This is a genomic window from Streptomyces sp. NPDC050485 (assembly GCF_044458185.1).
GTDB lineage: Bacteria > Actinomycetota > Actinomycetes > Streptomycetales > Streptomycetaceae > Streptomyces.
This window is the reverse complement of the sequence record NZ_JBITHR010000001.1, coordinates 13,127-32,030: the sequence shown is the minus strand read 5'-3', so window position 1 is coordinate 32,030 and position 18,904 is coordinate 13,127. Positions and strand designations below refer to the sequence as shown.

Genomic DNA, 18,904 nt, shown 5'->3' with positions numbered 1-18,904 from the left:
GGGTGGCGCCTTCGCCTCGTCCATGTACGGGCAGTCTGCTACATGGCCAGGTCAAGACGGGGTGAGGGCACCCCTCGTCCGCCGCGTACGACGCACCCGGATGATCAGCCCGCCCCCGACCGCCAACACCAGCAGCACGCCCCCCACCGTCAACAGCCACGCCGGAATTCCGCCCACCGTCATCAACTCGTCGGTGTACCAGGCCCGTTGGAAGGGCGTGTCGTCGGGCGACGGATGCAGTTCGTGGTCGCCGGTGATCAGGGACGGCTGGCCGAAGAACTGGGTCAGGGCGGTCAGATAGACCGCGTCCGGGCGGCCGGTCAGGTCGCCCAGGGCGCCCGACGGGTGCGCGATCCGCCCCGCGAACAGGGTCTCGGGCGGCCCGCCGCCGATCGTGGACGCCGTTTCCATCCGGTGCGCGGCGAGCACGTACAGGTTCAGCGTCTGCGGGGTCTTCGCGAGGCGGGAGAGCCGCATCGGGTAGACCGGGCGGTCGCTCGCGAAGGTCAGGCTCAGCGGGTCGAGCGGACCGCCCAGCGTCTGCCCCGGCTGCTCGGGGGCGAGCCGGATCGCGACGTACTCCCACTTCTGCTCGACGTACGGCCGCAGTTCGGTGGCGAGGGCGGGCGGCAGCTGGAAGCCGTTGCGCGCGAGCCAGTCCCGCAGCGCCGTCGGGTCGGTCGCGGTGAGCCGGGCCACGTCGAACGGGCCGAGCCGCTGTCGGCCGACCACCTCCACGGGCGGCTTCGCCGCGGCGCTCGGGGCGCCCGCGCCGTCCGCGCGACCGCCGTCCAGCGGCCAGTCACCGCCGCGCGGCCAGAAGTACGAACGGGTCCGGTGCACCGGCGCCGACAGCGACTCCAGCTCGTCGAAGAGCCGCCGGTCGCCGAGTTTCACCGTCGCCCGGCTCGGCACCGGCATGATCCAGGCGGCCCGCCGCGCGTTCCCGTCGACCGTGAGTCTCATCACGATCTGCTCGCTGCGGCCGTCCCAACGGACCGCCGACGTCTCCTGCCGCACGCTCAGCTGCCGCCCGCTCTGCGCCACCATCGCCCCGCAGCCGCAGGCATACGCGGGGGCCACCAGCGAGCCCAGCTGAAGCGCCACCAGCGCCAATGCCACCAGCAGCGCCCGGCGCCACAGCCTCTGCGCGTCCCGCATCTCCGCATACCCCCCGTGTGTTCGACCAGGTGATCGACGGGAGCTACGACGGAGTTGCGGCGCGCGCGGTTCCGGTACGTTCCCGTTCTGGGCAAATCCGGGTGACAGTCAGGCGAAGAGGGGGTTGCCTGAGTCCTTACCCCCGGGTGGTGACAAGGTTTGGGAGCACAGGACGATCGGCGGAAGGTTCGGCGGGGCGTGGCGAATGCGGAGCGCGGTGGCGGACGCGGCAGCGCGGTGGACACCGGCACGGTGGACCCGAGAATCGGCACGGCCCGCGTGGTCCTGTGGCTCCTCGCGGCGGTACTCGCGATACGCCAGATCGCGGCCGTGCTGCGGCTGCCACCCGGTGAACGGCTCACCGACCTGGAGACCTGGACCCGCGCCGGCGGCGCCTTCCACGTGAAGGGCTCGCTCTACGGCACCGGCACCGAACACTTCACCGGCACGCCCTTCGCCGGGCTCGTCCTCAGACCGCTCTCGCACGCCGCCGAGCAGGCACTCGGCGTCGGCTGGACGTTCGCCACGCTGCTGCTCGTCGTCGTCCTCGGCCTGGTCGTGGCCCGCGCCCTGCCCGGCCCGGTCCCGCGCCGCAGCTCCCTGCTCGCCGCGCCCGTCGCGATCAGCCTGCTCATGGTGTCGCTGCCGGTGCGCAACGCCTTCCACCTCGGCCAGACCGGCATCATCCCGGTCCTGCTCGTGCTGCTCGGCCTGTTCGTCGTACGCGGTGAACGCGTCTCCGGGGTGCTCATCGGCATCGCCGCGGCCCTCCAGCCGACCGTGCTGCTCTTCGTCCCGCTGCTGTGGCTGACCGGCCGCAGACGCGCGGGCGCCGCCACCCTCACCACCTTCGCCGCCGCCACCGCGCTCGCCTGGGCAGCGCTGCCGCACGACTCGTGGACGTACTGGGTGCACCACCTGGCCGGCGCCGGGCTCGGCGGCCGGGCCGACAGCCTCGCCAACCAGTCCCTGCACGGAGCGCTGCTGCGCGCCGGACTGCACGGCCCGCTGGAGATCGTCCTCTTCACCGCCCTCGCCGCCGCCGTGATCACCCTCGGCCTGCGCCGCGCGGTCCGCTACGCGCGCGACGGCCAGCTCCTGCTCGCCGTCGCCCTCACCGGCTGCGTCGCGGTCGCGGTCTCGCCGACCGCCTGGCAGCACCAGTTGCTGTGGGTGCTGCTCGCCGCCGTCGGCCGGGCCGGACGGCGGGCCGCCGACCGCAAGGTCTGGCCCGCGACGGTGATCCTGATCCTGGTGCTGCCCGGCGACGTGATCCTGCCGAACATCGCCGCCGTCCAGCCGCTGCGCGACAATCTGCTCCTCATCGTGGCGCTCGCCGCCGCCTGCGCGGTGCCGTTCCTGCCGCGCGCCGACGAGAACTTCCGCACCCCGGTCCCGACCACGTATGTCAGGCCCGTCCCGGCCCGCTGGGCGCACGTCCCGCTGCTGCCGTTCTGGCGCCGCGTGGTGACCCGCCCCAACCTGCTCCTGGAACTCCTGGTGATACGGGTCGGCTACTCCGGCTACTCGCACATCAGGGCCGAGGCGACCGGCAGCCGCGAGACGGCACAGGCGCACGGCAGGACGATCGTCGGCATCGAACGCGCCCTGCACATCAACATCGAGCACTGGGCCAACTCCGGTGTGCAGCACGTGAAGTGGCTGGAGCACTTCTTCAACTTCTATTACGAGTCCTTCCACTTCGTCGTGCCGATGGCGATCCTCGCCGTCCTGTACGTCCGCCGCCCCGCCGACTACCGCTGGGCCCGCGCCTCACTCGGCTTCGCCACACTGCTCGGCCTGATCGGCTTCTGGTTCTTCCCGCTCGCCCCGCCGCGCCTGATGCCGGGCCTCGGCTTCATCGACACGGTGCACGGCCCGCAGGACCTGGCCAGGCCCGTCTACGGCGCGATGACCGAGGTCACCAACCAGTACGCGGCGATGCCCTCGCTGCACTTCGGCTGGTCGCTGTGGTGCGGAATCGTCATCGTGCTGTGCGCGCCGAAGCTCTGGATGAAGCTGCTCGGCCTGCTGCACCCGCTGTTCACGGTCTGCGCGATCATCGCCACCGCCAACCACTGGGTGCTCGACGCGATCGGCGGCGCGACGGTCGTCGCGGCCGGCTTCGGGCTCGTGTACGCCCTGGCCGGTCCGCGCCGCGTTCAGCTCCCCGAGCTGCCGCATCCCCGAGCCGAGACATGGCCGGGCACGGTGCTGCCCGCGGACAGCGCGGGATCGGCCCCGGCCACCCCGAAGTAGCTCCGCTTCAGTGGCTTGGCGGGCGATCGGCGGCCAGGACCAGATCGGGCAACCCGGGGACGCGCTACTCGGAGGTGAGCTCGAACAGGCCCTGGAGGTAGGCCTCAAGACGCTCCCTGACGAGGCCCGGCGTGAGATCGGTGCGGCCGAGTTCGCGCCAGGGGACGGCCACCTTCTCGGCGTCCGGGGCGAAGGCGAGGGCGTCGAGGAGGTACCAGTACAGGCGGTCGAGCGGGTCGGGGGAGAGCTGTCCGCCCGCTGCGGCGTACTGCCCGGCGAAGTCGAGTCCTGCCGGGGCGCCGTACAGGAGCGCGAGGTTGGTCGAGCAGTGGGCCACGTCCAGGTCGGCGGGTCCCCAGGAGGTTTCCACCCAGTCGACCACGCCGCTGACGCGGAGCCCGGTGCCGGTGCCGGTGCCGGTGAACAGGACGTTGCCCGGGTGGAAGTCGCGGTGGAGGAACACGGGCCGGTACGCGGGCGGTTGGCGCCGGATGACGTCGATGGCGCGTTGCCAGAGTTCGGGCCTGCGGGTCGTTTCGGGCACCCGGACGCGGTCGGCGGAGGTCCAGGCCTCGTAGTCGCGCGGCCGGTCGGACGCGCCGACCTCGACGCGGTGGATGTCGAGGAGCTGGCGGGCGAGAAGCGGCGTGCGCTGTTCGGCGCCGGGGATGTCGATGCGTACCTCTCCTGGGAGCAGCGACATGAGCAGCGAGGGGTGCGCGCAGTGCTCGCCGCGCGGGTCGACGGCGATGAGTTCGGCGGCGGGTACGCCGGTGCGGCCGAGCAGCGTCAGGACGTCCGCCTCGCGCGTGAGCAGCCCGGCGGCGTGCCGTACGTAGAACTCCTTGACGAAGGACCGCAGGACCACGGAACGCGGGCGGTCGCCGCCGACGTACAGGCGGCGCATCTCGGAGGTCCAGCCGCCGTGCAGCGTCACCACGCGCTCGACCCGCGCGCCCCCGCCCACGCTCTTCTCCACCCACAGCCGGGTGGTGTCCCAGCCCTGCCCCGCGTCCACCCCGTCATCCATGGGGCGAGCGTAGCGAGGTGTCCGGGAGGAGACAGGGGCGGGGCGTAGGGGGGATGGGCCCCTGCCTCCCGGCTTCGGGGGCGGGTCAACTGCGCGTTACCTGGAGCTCCTTGATGCCGTTCAGCCACGCCGAGCGCAGTCGGCGCGGGTCGCCCGCGAGGTGGAGGCCGGGCAGGACGTCGGCGATGGCGTTGAAGATCAGGTTGATTTCGAGGACCGCCAGGGACTTGCCGAGGCAGAAGTGCGGGCCTCCGCCGCCGAAGCCGAGATGGGGGTTGGGGTCCCGGGTGATGTCGAAGCGCTCCGGGTCCTCGAAGACCTCGGGGTCGTTGTTCGCGGAGGAGTAGAAGATGCCGACGCGGTCGCCCGCCTTGATCTTCTGGCCGCCGAGTTCGGTGTCCTGGGTCGCCGTCCGCTGGAAGGAGACCACCGGGGTCGCCCAGCGCACGATCTCCTCGGCCGTGGTGTCGGGGCGCTCGCGTTTGTAGAGTTCCCACTGGTCGGGGTGGGTCAGGAAGGCGTGCATGCCGTGGCTGATCGCGTTCCGGGTGGTCTCGTTGCCAGCGACCGACAGCAGGATGACGAAGAAGCCGAACTCGTCGGAGAGCAGGTTGCCCTCGCCTTCGGCCGCGACCAGCTGCGAGACGATGTCCTTCGCCGGGCACTCCTTGCGCGCCGCCGCGAGGTTCATCGCGTACGACACCAGCTCCATGGCCGCCTCGGCGCCGATCTCCTCGGTGATCGCGTACTCCGGATCGTCGTACGCCGCCATCTTGTTGGACCAGTCGAAGATCTTGGTCCGGTCCTCCTGGGGGACGCCGATCAGTTCGGCGATGGCCTGGAGGGGGAGTTCGACGGCGATGTTGGTGACGAAGTCGAAGGAGCCGTTGTTCTTGTTGGCTTCGGACAGTGCCGCGTCCACGATGCTGCGGGCGCGGTCGCGCAGCGCGCCCTCCAGGGAGCGGATCGCGCGCGGGGTGAAGCCGCGCTGGACGATCTGGCGGACCCGGGTGTGCTCGGGCGGGTCCATGTTCAGCATGATCAGCTTCTGGACCTCGATCTGCTCGCGGCTGATCGACTCGTTGAAGCGGATGACCGCGGTGTTGGTGTTGGAGGAGAACAACTCCGGGTGCGTGGACACGTACTTGACGTCGGCGTGCCGCGTCACCGCCCAGTAGCCCTCGTCCTGGAAGCCGGAGATGCCGGCCGGCTGGGCGCACCACCACACCGGAGCTGTCTGCCGCATCTGGGCGAACTCCGGGTGAGGCACGCGGGATTGGAGCAGATCGGGGTCGGTGAAGTCGAACCCGTCGGGCAGGTGGGGGCAACGCATTGGCCACTCCATGTCTGACGGCCCATCAGATGTGGTCCGAAAGGTAGTAACGGGTTCTACAACTGGCAAGGCTTGCGGCAGCATCTGTTGCGGTTCGAACTCCCCATGTGTGGCGTGCACAACCCTTGCGTACCCGGGGTAGCTCTCATAAGACTGCACTCAGAACTAGAACGCGTATCAGTTCGTGGCCGTGCGGTGCCGGGACACCCAGCGGCTGTGTCAGGAGAGGACGAGCTCATGGCCGCGGAACCCGTCATCGTCGAAGCCGTACGCACGCCCATCGGCAAGCGTGGAGGCGCGCTCGCCAATCTGCACCCGGCCTATCTGCTGGGGGAGACCTACCGCGAACTCCTCGGCCGCACCGGCATCCACGCCGACTGCGTCGAGCAGATCGTCGGCGGTACGGTCACGCACGCCGGCGAGCAGTCCATGAACCCGGCGCGCAACGCCTGGCTCGCGGTGGGACTGCCGTACGAGACCGCCGCCACCACCGTCGACTGCCAGTGCGGCTCCTCGCAGCAGGCCAGTCACATGGTCGCCAACATGATCGCGGCGGGGGTGATCGATGTCGGGATCAGCTGCGGGGTCGAGGCCATGTCGCGGGTGCCGCTGGGGTCCGGGTCGAAGCACGGCCCGGGGAAGCCGTGGCCCGACGAGTGGAACGTCGACCTCCCCAACCAGTTCGAGGCCGCCGAGCGGATAGCCCGCAACCGGGGGCTCACGCGCGAACGCGTCGACTCGCTCGGGCTGCTGTCGCAGGAGCGGGCGGCCGTCGCCTGGGGCGAGGAGCGGTTCAAGCGGGAGACGTTCGCCGTGCAGGTGCCCACCACCGAGGAGGAACAGGCCGCCGGGCAGGGCATGTGGCGGCTGGTCGACCGGGACGAAGGGCTCCGCGACACGTCGATGGAGGCGCTCGGGAGTCTCAAGCCGGTCATGCCGACGGCGGTGCACACGGCGGGCAACTCCTCGCAGATCTCGGACGGTTCTGCGGCGATCATGTGGGCGTCCAAGCGGATGGCGCGGGCGCTGAAGCTGCGGCCCCGGGCGCGGATCGTGGCGCAGGCGCTCGTCGGGGCCGATCCGCACTACCACCTCGACGGGCCCATCGACGCGACGCGGGCGGTGCTTGGGAAGGCGGGGATGTCCCTGCGGGACATCGACCTGGTGGAGATCAACGAGGCGTTCGCGTCCGTGGTGCTGAGCTGGGCGCAGGTCTTCGAGCAGGACCTGGAGAAGGTGAACGTCAACGGGGGTGCGATCGCGCTGGGGCATCCGGTGGGGGCGACGGGGGCGCGGCTGATCGCGACGGCGCTGCATGAGCTGGAGCGCCGGGACAAGGAGTTCGCGCTGATCACGATGTGCGCGGGCGGAGCGCTGGCGACGGGCACCATCATCCAGCGCCTGTAGCTTCCCGGGGCTCCGTCCCAGACCCCGCTCCTCAAACGCCGGAGAGGCTTAACTTCTCTAGCCCGTCCGGCGATTGAGGACTGGGGGTCTGGGGGCAAAGCCCCCAGTTCGGGAAGGGGCGGGGTGGGGAAATGTCTCCTCCGGGTGGGGCTAAGTGCACCTTCGCTTCGGGGGCTGGGCGGATGGTCGGGGCGGGGGCGCCGCGCCTAGGTTCGGGGTATGACGAAATCTCACGTTCGGGCCGGAGCCGCAACTGCCCTGCTGGCGGCGGTAGTTGGGGTCGCGGCAGCCCCCGCTCAAGCACAGGGCGCACACTCGCGAGGCGACCTCCTGAGCGTCACGCGCGTCGCGGACCTCACGCCCGCCCACATCTCCGCCTTCCTCAAGGCACAGGACGTGGACACCGCCGGAGTCCGGTACGGCGTACGCGCGTACCGGATCACGTACCGCACCATCACTCCCCAGGGCCGCCCCACCACCGCCACCGGCCTGCTCGCGCTGCCCGCCGACGGCCGGCGCGGGCCGCTCGACCTGGTCGCGGACACCCACGGCACCATGGTCGACCGGGACTACGCGCCATCCGCCGCCGAGGACTCCGGCCGGATCTCGCCCTATCTGCACGCCTCCGCGGGCCGGGCCGTCGCCGCGCCCGACTACCTGGGCCTGGGCAAGGGGCCCGGCCGCCACCCCTATATGGACACCGCGTCGTCCGTGTCCGCCTCGCTGGACATGCTGCGGGCCACCCGCACCGCGGCCCGCGAGCTGGGCAGGCCGCTGACCGGGGACGTGTACGGCACCGGGTTCTCGCAGGGCGGCCAGGTCGCCATGGCACTCGGCAAGGCGCTGAGCCAGGGCACGGACGCGCACTTCCGGCTGAAGGCACTGGCACCGGTGTCGGGACCGTACGACATCGCGGGCGAGGAGATGCCCGCGCTCTTCGACGGGCGGGTGAACGACACGAGCAGTGTGCTGTACCTCTCCTACTGGCTCACCGCCCAGAACCGGCTGCACCCCATTTACAAGGATGCGGGGGAGGTGTTCCGGCAGCCGTACGCCCAGGTCGTAGACCAGCTTTTCGACGGGCGGCACACCACGGAAGAAGTCCTCGGTGCGCTGCCGGGCACCGCGAAGGAGATGGTGACGCCCGGCTTCTACGAGCGGCTCAGGCATCCGAGCGGCGCGCTGCTCGACGCCATGCGCGACAACGACCGCACCTGCGACTGGAAGCCCGCCGTGCCGGTGCGGCTCTACAGCGCGGCCGGGGACACCGACGTACCGATCGCCAACACGCTCAGCTGTGCCCGGCAGCTCGCCGCGCACGGAAAGAAGGCCCCGGTCGTCGACCAAGGTGCGGTCGACCACAGCGGGGCCTTCAGGAAGTCGGCGCCGCAGATCGTGCGGCTCTTCGACTCCGTTGCCGGTACGGCTTAGTACCAGCTGTTCTGCTGCCAGAAGTTCCAGGCGCCACAGGGGCTGCCGTAGCGGTCCTTCATGTAGTTCAGGCCCCACTTGATCTGGGTGGCCGGGTTGGTCTGCCAGTCGGCGCCGGCGGAGGCCATCTTGTTGCCGGGCAGGGCCTGGACCAGGCCGTAGGCGCCGGAAGAGGAGTTCGTGGCGGACGGGTTCCAGCCGGACTCGTGGTTCACGATGTTGCTGAAGCACTGGAACTGGTCGGACGGCATCATCTGCTGCGCGATCGCCTGGGCGCTCGTCGGTGCGGCCTGGGCCGGGACGGCGGCCATGGCGACACCGGCAGCGGCGAGCAGCGTGGCACCGGCGGCGGCGATGGACTTCTTACGAGCGGTGATGCGGGCGGCGAAAGACAACGAAGGACCTAACTTCGGGGACATGGCCGTCGCGCTCCGTCGGAGGCTCGAAGACCTCCACGACGGGGGAACCCGTAAGGAATCGGCCCGGGTTGCGGACCGGGCGGTTCCGGCGACTCGAACAGTTGTAACTGGCTCGATGGGTGGCCGCAATGACCCCATTTACTAGTGGGGGTCGCATGAGGGGTGAAACGTCCCAAAGGGTGTAAGGGCCGGATAAGTGCAGGTCAGTGCCGCTGTGAGGGGTCGTTTCGATCATGCTGTGGGACCACTATCCAGCCTCGTAGAGGACCAAGGCCCTGTGGGCGGCCTCACCCCCGCAGGGCTCTGTTCAGCCCTCGAATGTGACCTGGGCCTCGAAGTTGGCGCGCCGCGTCGCGCGCCGCAGCGCCTTGAGGACGGTGGCGCCGAGCGTCAGGGTCAGTACGACCGTGAGCGCCGCCCGCCCCAGGTCCCAGCCCAGCGAGGTGGCCGCGCAGTACGCGAAGAAGCGGACCAGGTTGGCGGGCAGCGGATCGCCGGGGTGGAAGGAGATCCCCGAGGACATGCCGCCGATGTACGTCCAGCCCTGGAGGTTCATGACCGTGCCGTACGCGAATGAGGCGAGCGAGCCGTAGAGCGCGAGCATGCCCAGCTCGATCCTGCCGCGCAGCCGGTGCGGGCCCGGCAGCAGGCCGGCGCCCATCGTGAACCAGCCCATCGCGAGCATCTGGAACGGCATCCACGGCCCGACGCCGCCGGTCAGCAGGGCCGAGGCGAACATCGTCACCGAGCCGAGCACGAAGCCGAAGCCCGGGCCGAGCACCCGGCCGCTCAGCACCATCAGGAAGAACATCGGCTCCAGACCGGCGGTGCCCGCGCCCAGCGGGCGCAGCGCGGCGCCCACCGCGGCCAGCACGCCGAGCATCGCGACGGCCTTGGCGTCCATGCCGTCGTCGGCGATGGTGGCGACCACCACACCCACCAAGAGCGGGAGCAGCGCGGCGAAGAGCCAGGGGGCGTCCCGCGAGTGCGCGAGCCCCGCGTTCGCGTCGGCGAGCAGCGGCCAGCCGAACGCGGCGACACCGATCAGGGTGATCAGGGTCAGGGCGACGACCGCGCGCGGGCCGAGGCAGATGGCCCGTACCGCTCGTACGGCATGGGGGGCTCGGGTTGTTTGGGCGGCTTGTGCGTTCTTTGTGTCTCGGGTCACGACAGGGCCTCGCGGACCTGGGGGACGGTGAGCCAGTGCTGCGGGGCGAGGATCTTGGCGACCTGCGGGGCGAAGGCGGGGGAGGAGACGACGACCTCGGCGGTCGGGCCGTCCGCGACGACCTCACCGCCCGCGAGGATGACGACACGGTGCGCGAGCTCGGCGGCCAGCTCCACGTCGTGGGTGGCGAGCACGATGGCGTGCCCCTCGGCGGCGAGCGTGCGCAGCACCGCGACGAGGCGGGCCTTCGCCGCGTAGTCCAGACCCCGGGTCGGCTCGTCCAGGAGGAGCAGGGGCGGGCGGCCGGTCAGGACGATCGCCAGCGCGAGGGCGAGACGCTGGCCCTCGGAGAGGTCGCGGGGGTGTGTGTCGTCCCGTACGCCCGGCAGGAGCTCCGAGACCAGTGCGCGGCAGCTTCCGGGGGTGGCCCCGGCGTCCTCGTCGGCGGTGGCGCACTCGGCCGCCACGGTGTTGGCGTACAGCAGGTCCCGCGGCTCCTGCGGTACGAGGCCGACCTCGCGGATCAGTTCGCGCGGCGGGGTGCGGTGGGGGGTGCGGCCGCCCACGGTGACCGCGCCGGCGGTCGGCTCGATCATGCCGACGAGGGTGGCGAGCAGGGTGGACTTGCCCGCGCCGTTGCGGCCCATCAGGGCGATGGTCTCGCCGGGGGCGACGGTGAGGTCCGCGTTCCGCAGGGCTTCTACGCGGCCGCGTCTTACGCCGAGGGCGGTGGTGGTGGCGACGGGGTCCGCCTCGGCGGCGGGGGTGCGCGGGGTTTTCGGGGGGCGGCGGAGGAGGGTGGCCAGGGTGCGCTTGGCGGCTGCGGGCCGGTGGGGGTGCACCCGGCCTCCGGCCGGGCTGTGTTTCCCACCCGCACCACCCGTACCTGTTAGTCGGCTGGTGCGGGTCTCCCCGTGGGTGGTGCTCGCCGTCGGCGACTGCGGCTGATCGGTTGGGCCCGCCTGCGGCGGCTGGGAGTTGGTGGTGGGGGCCGTCTGCGTCGGGTGGCTGGGAGTGGTGGGGTCCGCCTGCGGCTGGTTCGGGGTGGTTGGGTCCCCCTGTGACGGGTGCGGGGTGTGGGATGCCAGTTGTTCGCGCAGGGTGCCTGCCCTGCGGCGGGCGTCTCGTACCGAGAGAGGGAGCGGGGTCCAGCCCGCCAGGTGGCCCAGGGCCACCACGGGGGGCTGGACCGGGGAGATGGTCATGATGTCGGCGGGGGTGCCCAGCACCGGGGGCTCGCCGGGGGCGGGGAGGAGGATCACCTGGTCCGCGTACTGGATCACCCGCTCCAGGCGGTGCTCGGCCATCAGGACCGTGGTGCCCAGGTCGTGGACCAGGCGCTGGAGGACCGACAGGACCTCCTCGGCCGCCGCCGGGTCGAGCGCCGAGGTCGGCTCGTCCAGGACCAGGACCTTCGGGTGCGGGGTGAGGACCGAGCCGATCGCGACGCGCTGCTGCTGGCCGCCGGAGAGGGTGGCGATGGGGCGGTCGCGCAGCTCCGCGAGGCCGAGCAGGTCGAGGGTCTCCTCGACGCGGCGGCGCATCACGGCCGGGGCGAGGCCCAACGACTCCATTCCGTAGGCGAGTTCGTCCTCGACCGTGTCGGTGACGAAGTGCGCGAGCGGGTCCTGGCCCACCGTGCCGACCAGATCGGCGAGCTCGCGCGGCTTGTGGGTACGGGTGTCCCGGCCATCGACGGTGACCCGGCCGCGCAGGGTGCCGCCGGTGAAGTGCGGGACGAGCCCGGAGACCGTGCCGAGGAGAGTCGACTTTCCCACTCCGGACGGGCCGATGAGCAGCACCAACTCCCCTTCGGGGATGGCGAGTTCGACACCTCGTACGGTCGGCTCCGCGGCGGAGTCGTAGGTGACCGACACGTTCTCGAACCGGATCACGGGGACTCCTTCGGTGGCACGGGTGCGACGAACGCCGGGAGCAGACCGGCGAGCAGTGACAGCGCGGGCCAGAGCGGCAGGCCCGGCGCGGTCAGCGGGACGACCCCCAGGGTCAGGGCCTGTGGAGCGTACGTACCCGCCCAGAGGGTCAGCGCCGCGACCGCCGCGCCGGAACCGGCCACCAGCCAGGACCGGACGCCCCAGCGGTCGGGCCGGTAGCGGGTGCGGATCTGGCGGCGGCCGCCGAGGCGGAGCCCGGCCAGCGCGGCGAGCAGGCCGGCGGCGAGCACGGGCAGCCCGTACCCGGCGCCCTCGGCGGCGAGCAGCCCGTACGTTCCGGCGCACACCCCGAGCAGTCCGCCGAGGGTGAGGACGGTGGTGGTGTGCCGTACGGAGGCGGGGACCTGGGCGGTGCGGCCGTAGCCGCGCGCGTCCATCGACGCGGCCACCGCGATCGAGCGCTCCAGGGCGCCTTCGAGGACCGGCAGGCCGATCTGGGCGATCGCCTTGATGCCGCCGGTGGGGCGGCCGCGCAGCCGTCGTGCGGTACGCAGTCGTACGACGTCGGCGACCATGTTCGGCGCGAACGTCATCGCGACGACCACGGCGACCCCGGCCTCGTACAGCGCGCCCGGCAGGGACTTGAGGAGGCGGGCCGGATTGGCGAGCGCGTTCGCCGCGCCCACGCAGATCAGCAGGGTGGCAAGCCGGGCGCCGTCGTACAGCGCGAAGAGCATGCCCTCGGCGGTGACCCGGCCGCCGACGCGGATGCCCTTCGCCCAGTCGGGGAGCGGGAGTTCGGGCAACGTGAGCAGGGTGTGGCTGCCGGGGATCGGCGAGCCGAGGACCAGGTTGAAGGCGAGGCGGATGCCGACGACGAACAGGCCGATCCTGATGAACGCGGTGTACGAGCGTGCCCAGGGGGCGTCGGTCTTGCGGGCGGCCACGACGTAGCCGGCCACGCCGACGAGCAGGCCGAGCAGGAGGGGGTTGTTCGTGCGCGACGCGGCGGTGGCGAGGCCCAGCGCCCAGAGCCACCAGGCACCGGGGTGCACGGCGTTGCTCCGGGTCGCGGCGGGGGCGGCGAGCGTGCGCTGGGCGGCGGCGGGCCGGTGGGCGCGGTCTTCGGCCCCGGGCCGGTGGGGGTGCGCCCGGCCTCCGGCCGGGCTGTCGATCCCACCCTCCCCCAAGCTCCTAAGGAGCAGGGGGGACCCCCATCCCGTACTACTGAGTGGGTAGGTGCGGGTCTCCCCGTGGGGAGCAATCGCCGTCGGCGGCTGCGGGCCTTCGTGTTCCGGGGAGGGCATGCCTGGGGTCAGTTCCTGCGGCGGCGGGACTGCCACACTGCTGCCGCTCCCAGGGCCAGTACCGCGGCCACCCCGGCGAGCAGGCCGACCGACGGGCCGCCGCTGCTTCCGTCGCCCTTCGCGGCCGGTGCGGGCTTCGGCGCCGTGTCCCCGACCTGTTCGCCGCAGCCCGTGCGCGGATAGCCGCCGATCGCGCACAGCAGGGCAGCGCTGTTGTAGCGCAGCGGCTTGGCGACCGCCGCCAGCGCGTCCGCGCTGGTCGAGTCGGGGGCGACCTGGGCGCAGGCGGTGCGCGGGGCGGGCGGGGTGTCGCCCTGGGCGGCGTCCTGCGGCGTACCGAAGTCGATGACGAGCGCGACCCGCTTCGTGCCGTCCTTGGTCGGCGTCGTACCGCACACCGCCTCGAAGGACGGCGCGGAACGCGGCGTGGCCGCGTTCTTCGAGTCCGCGCTCACCGCGAAGCGGAAGCCCTGGACCGAGCCGTCGCCCGGGTGCGCGGACGCCGGGCCCTGGGTGGCGTACGTCCAGGTGTCGCCCGAACGGTCCCAGAAGGACCAGTAGCGGTACCCGGCCGCCTGCGCCGACCCCGCACCGGCGGCCAGTGCCACCAGTGCGAGGAGCAGCGCCGCGAACGAGGCGAGTCGCGTCCGCATCACGGCTGCTGGTTCTTCTTGCGGCTGCTGATCAGGAAGCCGACGCCGATGCCCGCGACCAGGCCGACGCCGACGATCCACCAGACGGAGATGCCGTCGTTCTTCTTCGTGTCCTTCCGCTCCGCCGAAGGGGCGGCGGAGGGCGCGGCCTGCGCGGCGGGGCCGGTGGCGTTGAGGGACTGGACCAGGTTCACGCCGCCGAAGTTCTTCGGGTCGGCGCCGGTCGCGTCGGCGGCGAAGATCAGCTTGGCGTAGGCGGCCGGGCCGTTCTCCTTGGCCCAGGCCGCGGCGTTCTTCGACAGCCAGTCGGCGGACTTCTTCGCCTGCTCCGGCATGCCGTCGGCGGCCAGCGCGACGACCGCGTCGGCGGTGCTGCCGAAGTCGGGCTGGTCGGCGGCGCCCGGCAGCGAGGACTTCAGGAACCCGGTCGGGGCCAGTGTCTTGGCGAGGTAGGCGGCACCGTTGTGCGCGCCCTGCTCGGGGGTGGCGGCCTTCTCGCAGGCGGTGCCCAAGGCGCCGGCGGTGCCCGCGGTGGCGGTGAGGCCCTTGCCGAGAGCGCCGGTGACGGCGGCGGCGGTCGCGGCGGCGTTGGCGTACAGCTTCTGCGTCTTCGGGTCCGGCTGGAACGCGAAGGCGCCCGCGCCGGTGGGGTCGTCGCAGGGCAGCGCGAAGGTGAGCAGCGCGTCGTACGGTGACTTGCCGCCCTTGGCCGACTTCACCTCGGCGGGCTTGTCGCCCGCGGCGGCGAGCGCGCCGATGACGATGGCGGTGGAGTTGGCGTCGCTGCCGCCCATGCCCGGGGTGTACGGCCAGCCGCCGTCGTCCTGCTGCACCGACTTCAGCCAGCCGACGCCCTTCTTCACGGCGTCGGCGTGACCGCCGACCGCGACGAGCGCCTGTATCGCGGCGGACGTGGCGTTGGTGTCCAGCTTCGTGGCGTCGCACGCCTTGGCGGTGTCCGCGCGGAACGACATGAAGGAGCCGTCGGCGCACTGCTGCCCGGTGAGCCAGGCGACGGCCTGGGCGGCGGGCTGCACGTCCGCCTTCTGCTGGGCGAGGAAGGCGAGGGACTGCCGGAAGACACCGTCGTACTGGGGGTCCTTCGTGCCGTACAGGCCCGGCGGGACCGTCGAGGGCGGCGGCGTGCCGTCGGCGAGGGCCGCCGGGGCGGCGCCGCCCAGGATGGCGGTGGCGGCGGCGAGCGCTGCGGCGCAGCGGCGTACGGTCATGGCGGGCGGTGCCTCTCCTGCGGGGGAGCGCGGGCACGGGCGCACGCGGGCACCCGGCTCCGGCTCCGTGTGCCTCGACGGTGCCGGTCACCTGCGGGGTGCGGGTGACTGTGAGCCGGTCATGCGTGTCCGGGGCATTCCGGCTGGCCGCAGGTGCGGCTTACGGATTGGGGTCTCCCCTGCTCGAGCGGAGCCGAGAGTTTGGGGAAGGGTCAGCGCCGGGTTTGCACCGGCTTCCCCCCGTACGGGCATGATGACGACTTGCCCACCTTACCGGCCGGGGGTTGGGGGCCCTGCGGGGCCTCTTCCCCACCCCGCCTCCTACACCGCCCGGTACCGCACCACCCCGCCCCCGGACCCCGCAACCGGCTCCGCCCGGCCCAGCTTCACCAGGCGCCTCACATGCGCCTCCGCCTCTGAGACCGCGATGTTGCGTGAGCCGTACGGGATCTGGGCCCAGGGGCGGTTCCACTCCATGCGTTCGGCGAGCTGCCACGGGGTGAGCGGGGTGGACAGCAGGGCCAGCAGGCCGGTCAGGCGGTCCTCGTGGTGGGCCAGCAACTCCCGTACCCGTACGCCCGGTTCGGTGAAGGCGTGCTGGTGGGCCGGGAGCACCTCGGCGACCCCGAGGCGGCCGACGCGTTCGAGGGAGTCGAGGTAGTCGCCCAGGGGATCGGTCACAGTGGTGTCGTCGGGGTCCTCGTACAGGCCGATGTGCGGGGTGATGCCGGGCAGCAGGTGGTCGCCGCTGAACAGGCGTCCGTTGCCGGGGAGTTGGGCGGGGTGGCTCTCCTCCAGGTGCAGGCAGACGTGGCCGGGGGTGTGGCCAGGCGTCCAGATCGCGCGGAGCCGGCGGCCGGCCAGCGGCAGCAGGTCGCCGGGGACGATCTCGCGGTCGGGCAGCGCGGCCCGCAGCCCCGGCAGGGTCCGCGTGCGGCCGGAGGTGCGGGCCGCCCGCAGCGGGGCGAGGTGGTCCTCGGGGGCGCCCGCCGCGGCGAGCTTGTCGGCCAAGTAGTCCAGCCAGACGGCCGGTTCGGCCTCGCGGGTGCGGCGTACCACGGCGGCGTCGGCGGCGTGCATCGCGATCCACCCGCCGGACGCCTCCCTGACCTGGCCGGACAGCCCGTGGTGGTCGGGGTGGTGGTGGGTGATGACCACGCCGTGGATGTCGGCGACATCCGTACCGAGGGCGCGCAGGCCGGCGGCCAGGTTGTCCCAGGACGCGGGGTCGTCCCAGCCCGTGTCGACGAGCACCGGGCCCCGGTCGGTGTCGATCAGGTGGACCAGGGTGTGGCCGAGCGGATTGTCCGGGATCGGCACCTTGATGGAGTGGACACCGCCGCCGTGGTCGGTCACCTGAGGCTCGGCTGGCTCCTGCGGCATGGAGTCCTCGTCTCTGTCTGGCCGCGCACCCGTCTTGTGGGACGCACACCCGGCGGCACACTTCCCGCCCACTATAACTAGAACCAGTTTCAGTGGTAGCCCAAGTCATCCACGTTGCTCGGCGCCCAGGGCCGTTCCAGCCGTGGACTCCTGCAAGTAGAACTGGTATCAGTTCTGAAACAGTGTCAGGTAGCTGTGTCAGGTAGCTGTGTCAAGGAAGCCCGCGCCGCAGGAGGCACCAGGCATGACCGAGCTTGTGGAACACGGACAACTGTTCATCGGCGGGGAGTTGACCGACCCCCTCGGCTCCGGCGTCATCGAGGTGATCTCGCCCCACACCGAGCAGGTCATCGGCCGCGTACCGCACGCCTCGCAGGCGGATGTGGACCGGGCCGTCGCCGCCGCGCGCACGGCGTTCGACCGGGGGCCCTGGCCCCGGATGACACTGGACGAGCGCATCGAGGTCGTGTCGCGCATCAAGGACGCGATCCTGGTGCGGCACGAGGAGATCGCCAGGTCGATCAGCTCGCAGAACGGTTCGCCGTACTCGTGGAGCGTGCTCGCGCAGGCGCTCGGCGCGATGATGGTGTGGGATTCGGCGATCAGCGTCGCGCGCCAATTCCCTTACGAGGAGCGGCGGTCCGGGGCGCTCGGCCCGATCCTGGTGCGGCGCGAGCCGGTCGGGGTGGTGGCGGCGGTGGTGCCGTGGAACGTCCCGCAGTTCGTCGCCGCCGCCAAGCTGGCACCCGCGCTGCTGGCCGGCTGCACGGTGGTCCTGAAGCCGTCCCCCGAGTCGCCGCTGGATTCGTACATCCTCGGCGAGATGGCGGCCGAGGCAGGGCTTCCGGAGGGCGTGCTCTCCATCCTGCCCGCGGACCGCGAGGTCAGCGAGTACCTCGTGGGGCATCCCGGCATCGACAAGGTGTCCTTCACCGGATCCGTCGCGGCCGGAAAGCGCGTGATGGAGGTCGCCGCGCGCAACCTCACCCGGGTCACCCTGGAGCTCGGCGGTAAATCGGCGGCGGTGATCCTGCCGGACGCGGACCTCGCGGCGACCGTCGCGGGCGTGGTTCCGGCCGCGTGGATGAACAACGGGCAGGCCTGCGTGGCGCAGACCCGCATCCTGGCGCCGCGCAGCCGCTACGACGAGATCGCGGAGGCGTTCGCGGCGGCCGCGGGCGCGCTGGTCGTCGGCGACCCGCTGGACCCGGCGACCCAGGTCGGCCCGCTGGTCGCCAAACGCCAGCAGCAGCGCTCGCTCGACTACATCCGGATCGGCCAGGAGGAAGGCGCCAAGATCCTCACCGGCGGCGGGCGTCCGGCCGGTGCCGACCGGGGCTGGTACGTCGAGCCCACCCTCTTCGGCGGCGTCGACAACTCGATGCGCATCGCCCGCGAGGAGATCTTCGGGCCGGTCATCTGCCTGCTGCCGTACGGGGACGAGGCCGAGGCGCTGAAGATCGCCAACGACTCCGAGTACGGCCTGAGCGGCAGTGTGTGGACCGGTGACGTGGCGCACGGCATCGACTTCGCGCGCGAGGTCCGCACCGGCACCTTCAACGTCAACACCTTCAGCCTGGACATGCTGGGCCCGTTCGGCGGCTACAAGTCCTCCGGAGTGGGGCGGGAGTTCGGGCCCGAGGGCTTCGGCGAGTACCTGGAGCACAAGATGATCCACCTGCCCGCCGGATACGAGGCGGGCGCCTGATGGGTGACCGCTGGCACGTCGAGGTCGACCGGGGCGTGTGCATCGGCTCCGGCATGTGCGTCAACCACGCCCCGGCCGGCTTCGAGCTCGACTCCGCCCGGCAGTCCCACCCCCGTACCCCCGACACCGACGCCAACGAGCAGATCCTGGCCGCCGCCGAGGGCTGCCCGGTCGAAGCCATCCTGATCACCTTGCTCGACTCCCGCGAAACGGTGTTCCCGCCGGACGAATAGCCCCGGCCGGACCCTTCCGCGCGGTTACCCGGACCCTTCCGCGCGGTTACCCGGACCCTCCTGTCCGGTTACCCGGACCCTTCCGCGCGGTTACCCGGACCCTCCTGTCCGGTTACCCGGACCCTCCTGTCCGGTTACCCGGACCCTCCTGGTCGGCGTACCCGGACCCTCCTGTTCGGTTACTACGAACACAGGTTGACCCATGCGTACCGCACGGTGACCTGATGACAGGCGTGACTGTCCGGCCCCGGCGGTGGCGTGGAAATCTCGTTGCCACGCCGTCGAGGG

15 protein-coding genes are annotated in these 18,904 nt (G+C 71.9%); 5 read left to right on the top strand and 10 right to left on the bottom strand.

The genetic code is table 11. The features are described from left to right. Positions 1-51 precede the first annotated feature (51 nt). Positions 52-1,161 (bottom strand): DUF2330 domain-containing protein, encoded by a 1,110-nt coding sequence (locus ACIBK6_RS00130; protein ID WP_399047415.1) that lies wholly within the window; start codon positions 1,159-1,161, stop codon positions 52-54. Between the two features lie 198 nt (positions 1,162-1,359). On the opposite strand from ACIBK6_RS00130, the gene ACIBK6_RS00125 reads away from it, so the two are divergent. Then, entirely contained in the window at positions 1,360-3,420 is a 2,061-nt protein-coding gene (locus tag ACIBK6_RS00125; RefSeq protein WP_399047414.1) for a bifunctional glycosyltransferase 87/phosphatase PAP2 family protein, read from the top strand. A gap of 64 nt (positions 3,421-3,484) precedes the next feature. On the opposite strand, the gene ACIBK6_RS00120 is transcribed toward ACIBK6_RS00125, so the two are convergent. Next, entirely contained in the window at positions 3,485-4,450 is a 966-nt protein-coding gene (locus ACIBK6_RS00120) for a phosphotransferase family protein (RefSeq protein WP_399047412.1), read from the bottom strand. Between the two features lie 85 nt (positions 4,451-4,535). After that, a complete protein-coding gene (locus ACIBK6_RS00115; RefSeq protein WP_399047411.1) occupies positions 4,536-5,783 on the bottom strand; it encodes a cytochrome P450 in 1,248 nt (415 codons plus the stop codon). A gap of 237 nt (positions 5,784-6,020) precedes the next feature. Between ACIBK6_RS00115 and ACIBK6_RS00110 the strand changes: the two genes are divergently transcribed. Both ACIBK6_RS00110 and ACIBK6_RS00105 read left to right on the top strand, forming a co-directional pair. Further along, positions 6,021-7,190 (top strand): steroid 3-ketoacyl-CoA thiolase, encoded by a 1,170-nt coding sequence (locus ACIBK6_RS00110; protein ID WP_399047409.1) that lies wholly within the window; start codon positions 6,021-6,023, stop codon positions 7,188-7,190. A 219-nt stretch (positions 7,191-7,409) separates the two neighbouring features. Then, positions 7,410-8,621 (top strand): alpha/beta hydrolase family protein, encoded by a 1,212-nt coding sequence (locus ACIBK6_RS00105; RefSeq protein ID WP_399047408.1) that lies wholly within the window; start codon positions 7,410-7,412, stop codon positions 8,619-8,621. On the opposite strand, the gene ACIBK6_RS00100 is transcribed toward ACIBK6_RS00105, so the two are convergent. The 7 genes from ACIBK6_RS00100 to ACIBK6_RS00070 form a co-directional block, all read right to left on the bottom strand. Then, complete coding sequence (locus tag ACIBK6_RS00100; protein WP_399047406.1) at positions 8,618-9,040, bottom strand: transglycosylase SLT domain-containing protein; 423 nt, start codon at positions 9,038-9,040, stop codon at positions 8,618-8,620. The two genes, ACIBK6_RS00105 and ACIBK6_RS00100, sit on opposite strands and share 4 nt — an antisense overlap. Positions 9,041-9,347: 307 nt before the next feature. Beyond that, positions 9,348-10,133 (bottom strand): ECF transporter S component, encoded by a 786-nt coding sequence (locus ACIBK6_RS00095; protein ID WP_399048411.1) that lies wholly within the window; start codon positions 10,131-10,133, stop codon positions 9,348-9,350. 71 nt (positions 10,134-10,204) lie between these two features. Next, entirely contained in the window at positions 10,205-12,103 is a 1,899-nt protein-coding gene (locus ACIBK6_RS00090) for an ATP-binding cassette domain-containing protein (RefSeq protein WP_399047405.1), read from the bottom strand. Continuing rightward, positions 12,100-13,278 (bottom strand): energy-coupling factor transporter transmembrane component T, encoded by a 1,179-nt coding sequence (locus ACIBK6_RS00085; RefSeq protein ID WP_399048409.1) that lies wholly within the window; start codon positions 13,276-13,278, stop codon positions 12,100-12,102. Before ACIBK6_RS00085 ends, ACIBK6_RS00090 begins: the two co-directional genes overlap by 4 nt. Positions 13,279-13,418: 140 nt before the next feature. Next, the gene (locus tag ACIBK6_RS00080; protein ID WP_399048407.1) at positions 13,419-14,063 is read right to left on the bottom strand and encodes an SCO2322 family protein; all 645 of its coding nucleotides are present in this window, start codon (positions 14,061-14,063) and stop codon (positions 13,419-13,421) included. Further along, the gene (locus ACIBK6_RS00075) at positions 14,063-15,292 is read right to left on the bottom strand and encodes a prenyltransferase/squalene oxidase repeat-containing protein (RefSeq protein WP_399047403.1); all 1,230 of its coding nucleotides are present in this window, start codon (positions 15,290-15,292) and stop codon (positions 14,063-14,065) included. The genes ACIBK6_RS00080 and ACIBK6_RS00075 overlap by 1 nt, the downstream gene beginning before the upstream one ends. 321 nt (positions 15,293-15,613) lie before the next feature. Further along, positions 15,614-16,675 (bottom strand): MBL fold metallo-hydrolase, encoded by a 1,062-nt coding sequence (locus ACIBK6_RS00070; protein ID WP_399047401.1) that lies wholly within the window; start codon positions 16,673-16,675, stop codon positions 15,614-15,616. Between the two features lie 244 nt (positions 16,676-16,919). Here ACIBK6_RS00070 and ACIBK6_RS00065 point away from each other — a divergent pair, with 244 nt between their 5' ends. Both ACIBK6_RS00065 and ACIBK6_RS00060 read left to right on the top strand, forming a co-directional pair. Then, positions 16,920-18,383 (top strand): aldehyde dehydrogenase, encoded by a 1,464-nt coding sequence (locus ACIBK6_RS00065; RefSeq protein WP_399047399.1) that lies wholly within the window; start codon positions 16,920-16,922, stop codon positions 18,381-18,383. After that, positions 18,383-18,616, top strand: a complete 234-nt coding sequence (locus ACIBK6_RS00060) for a ferredoxin (protein WP_399047398.1) — start codon at positions 18,383-18,385, stop codon at positions 18,614-18,616. Before ACIBK6_RS00065 ends, ACIBK6_RS00060 begins: the two co-directional genes overlap by 1 nt. Positions 18,617-18,904 lie beyond the last annotated feature (288 nt).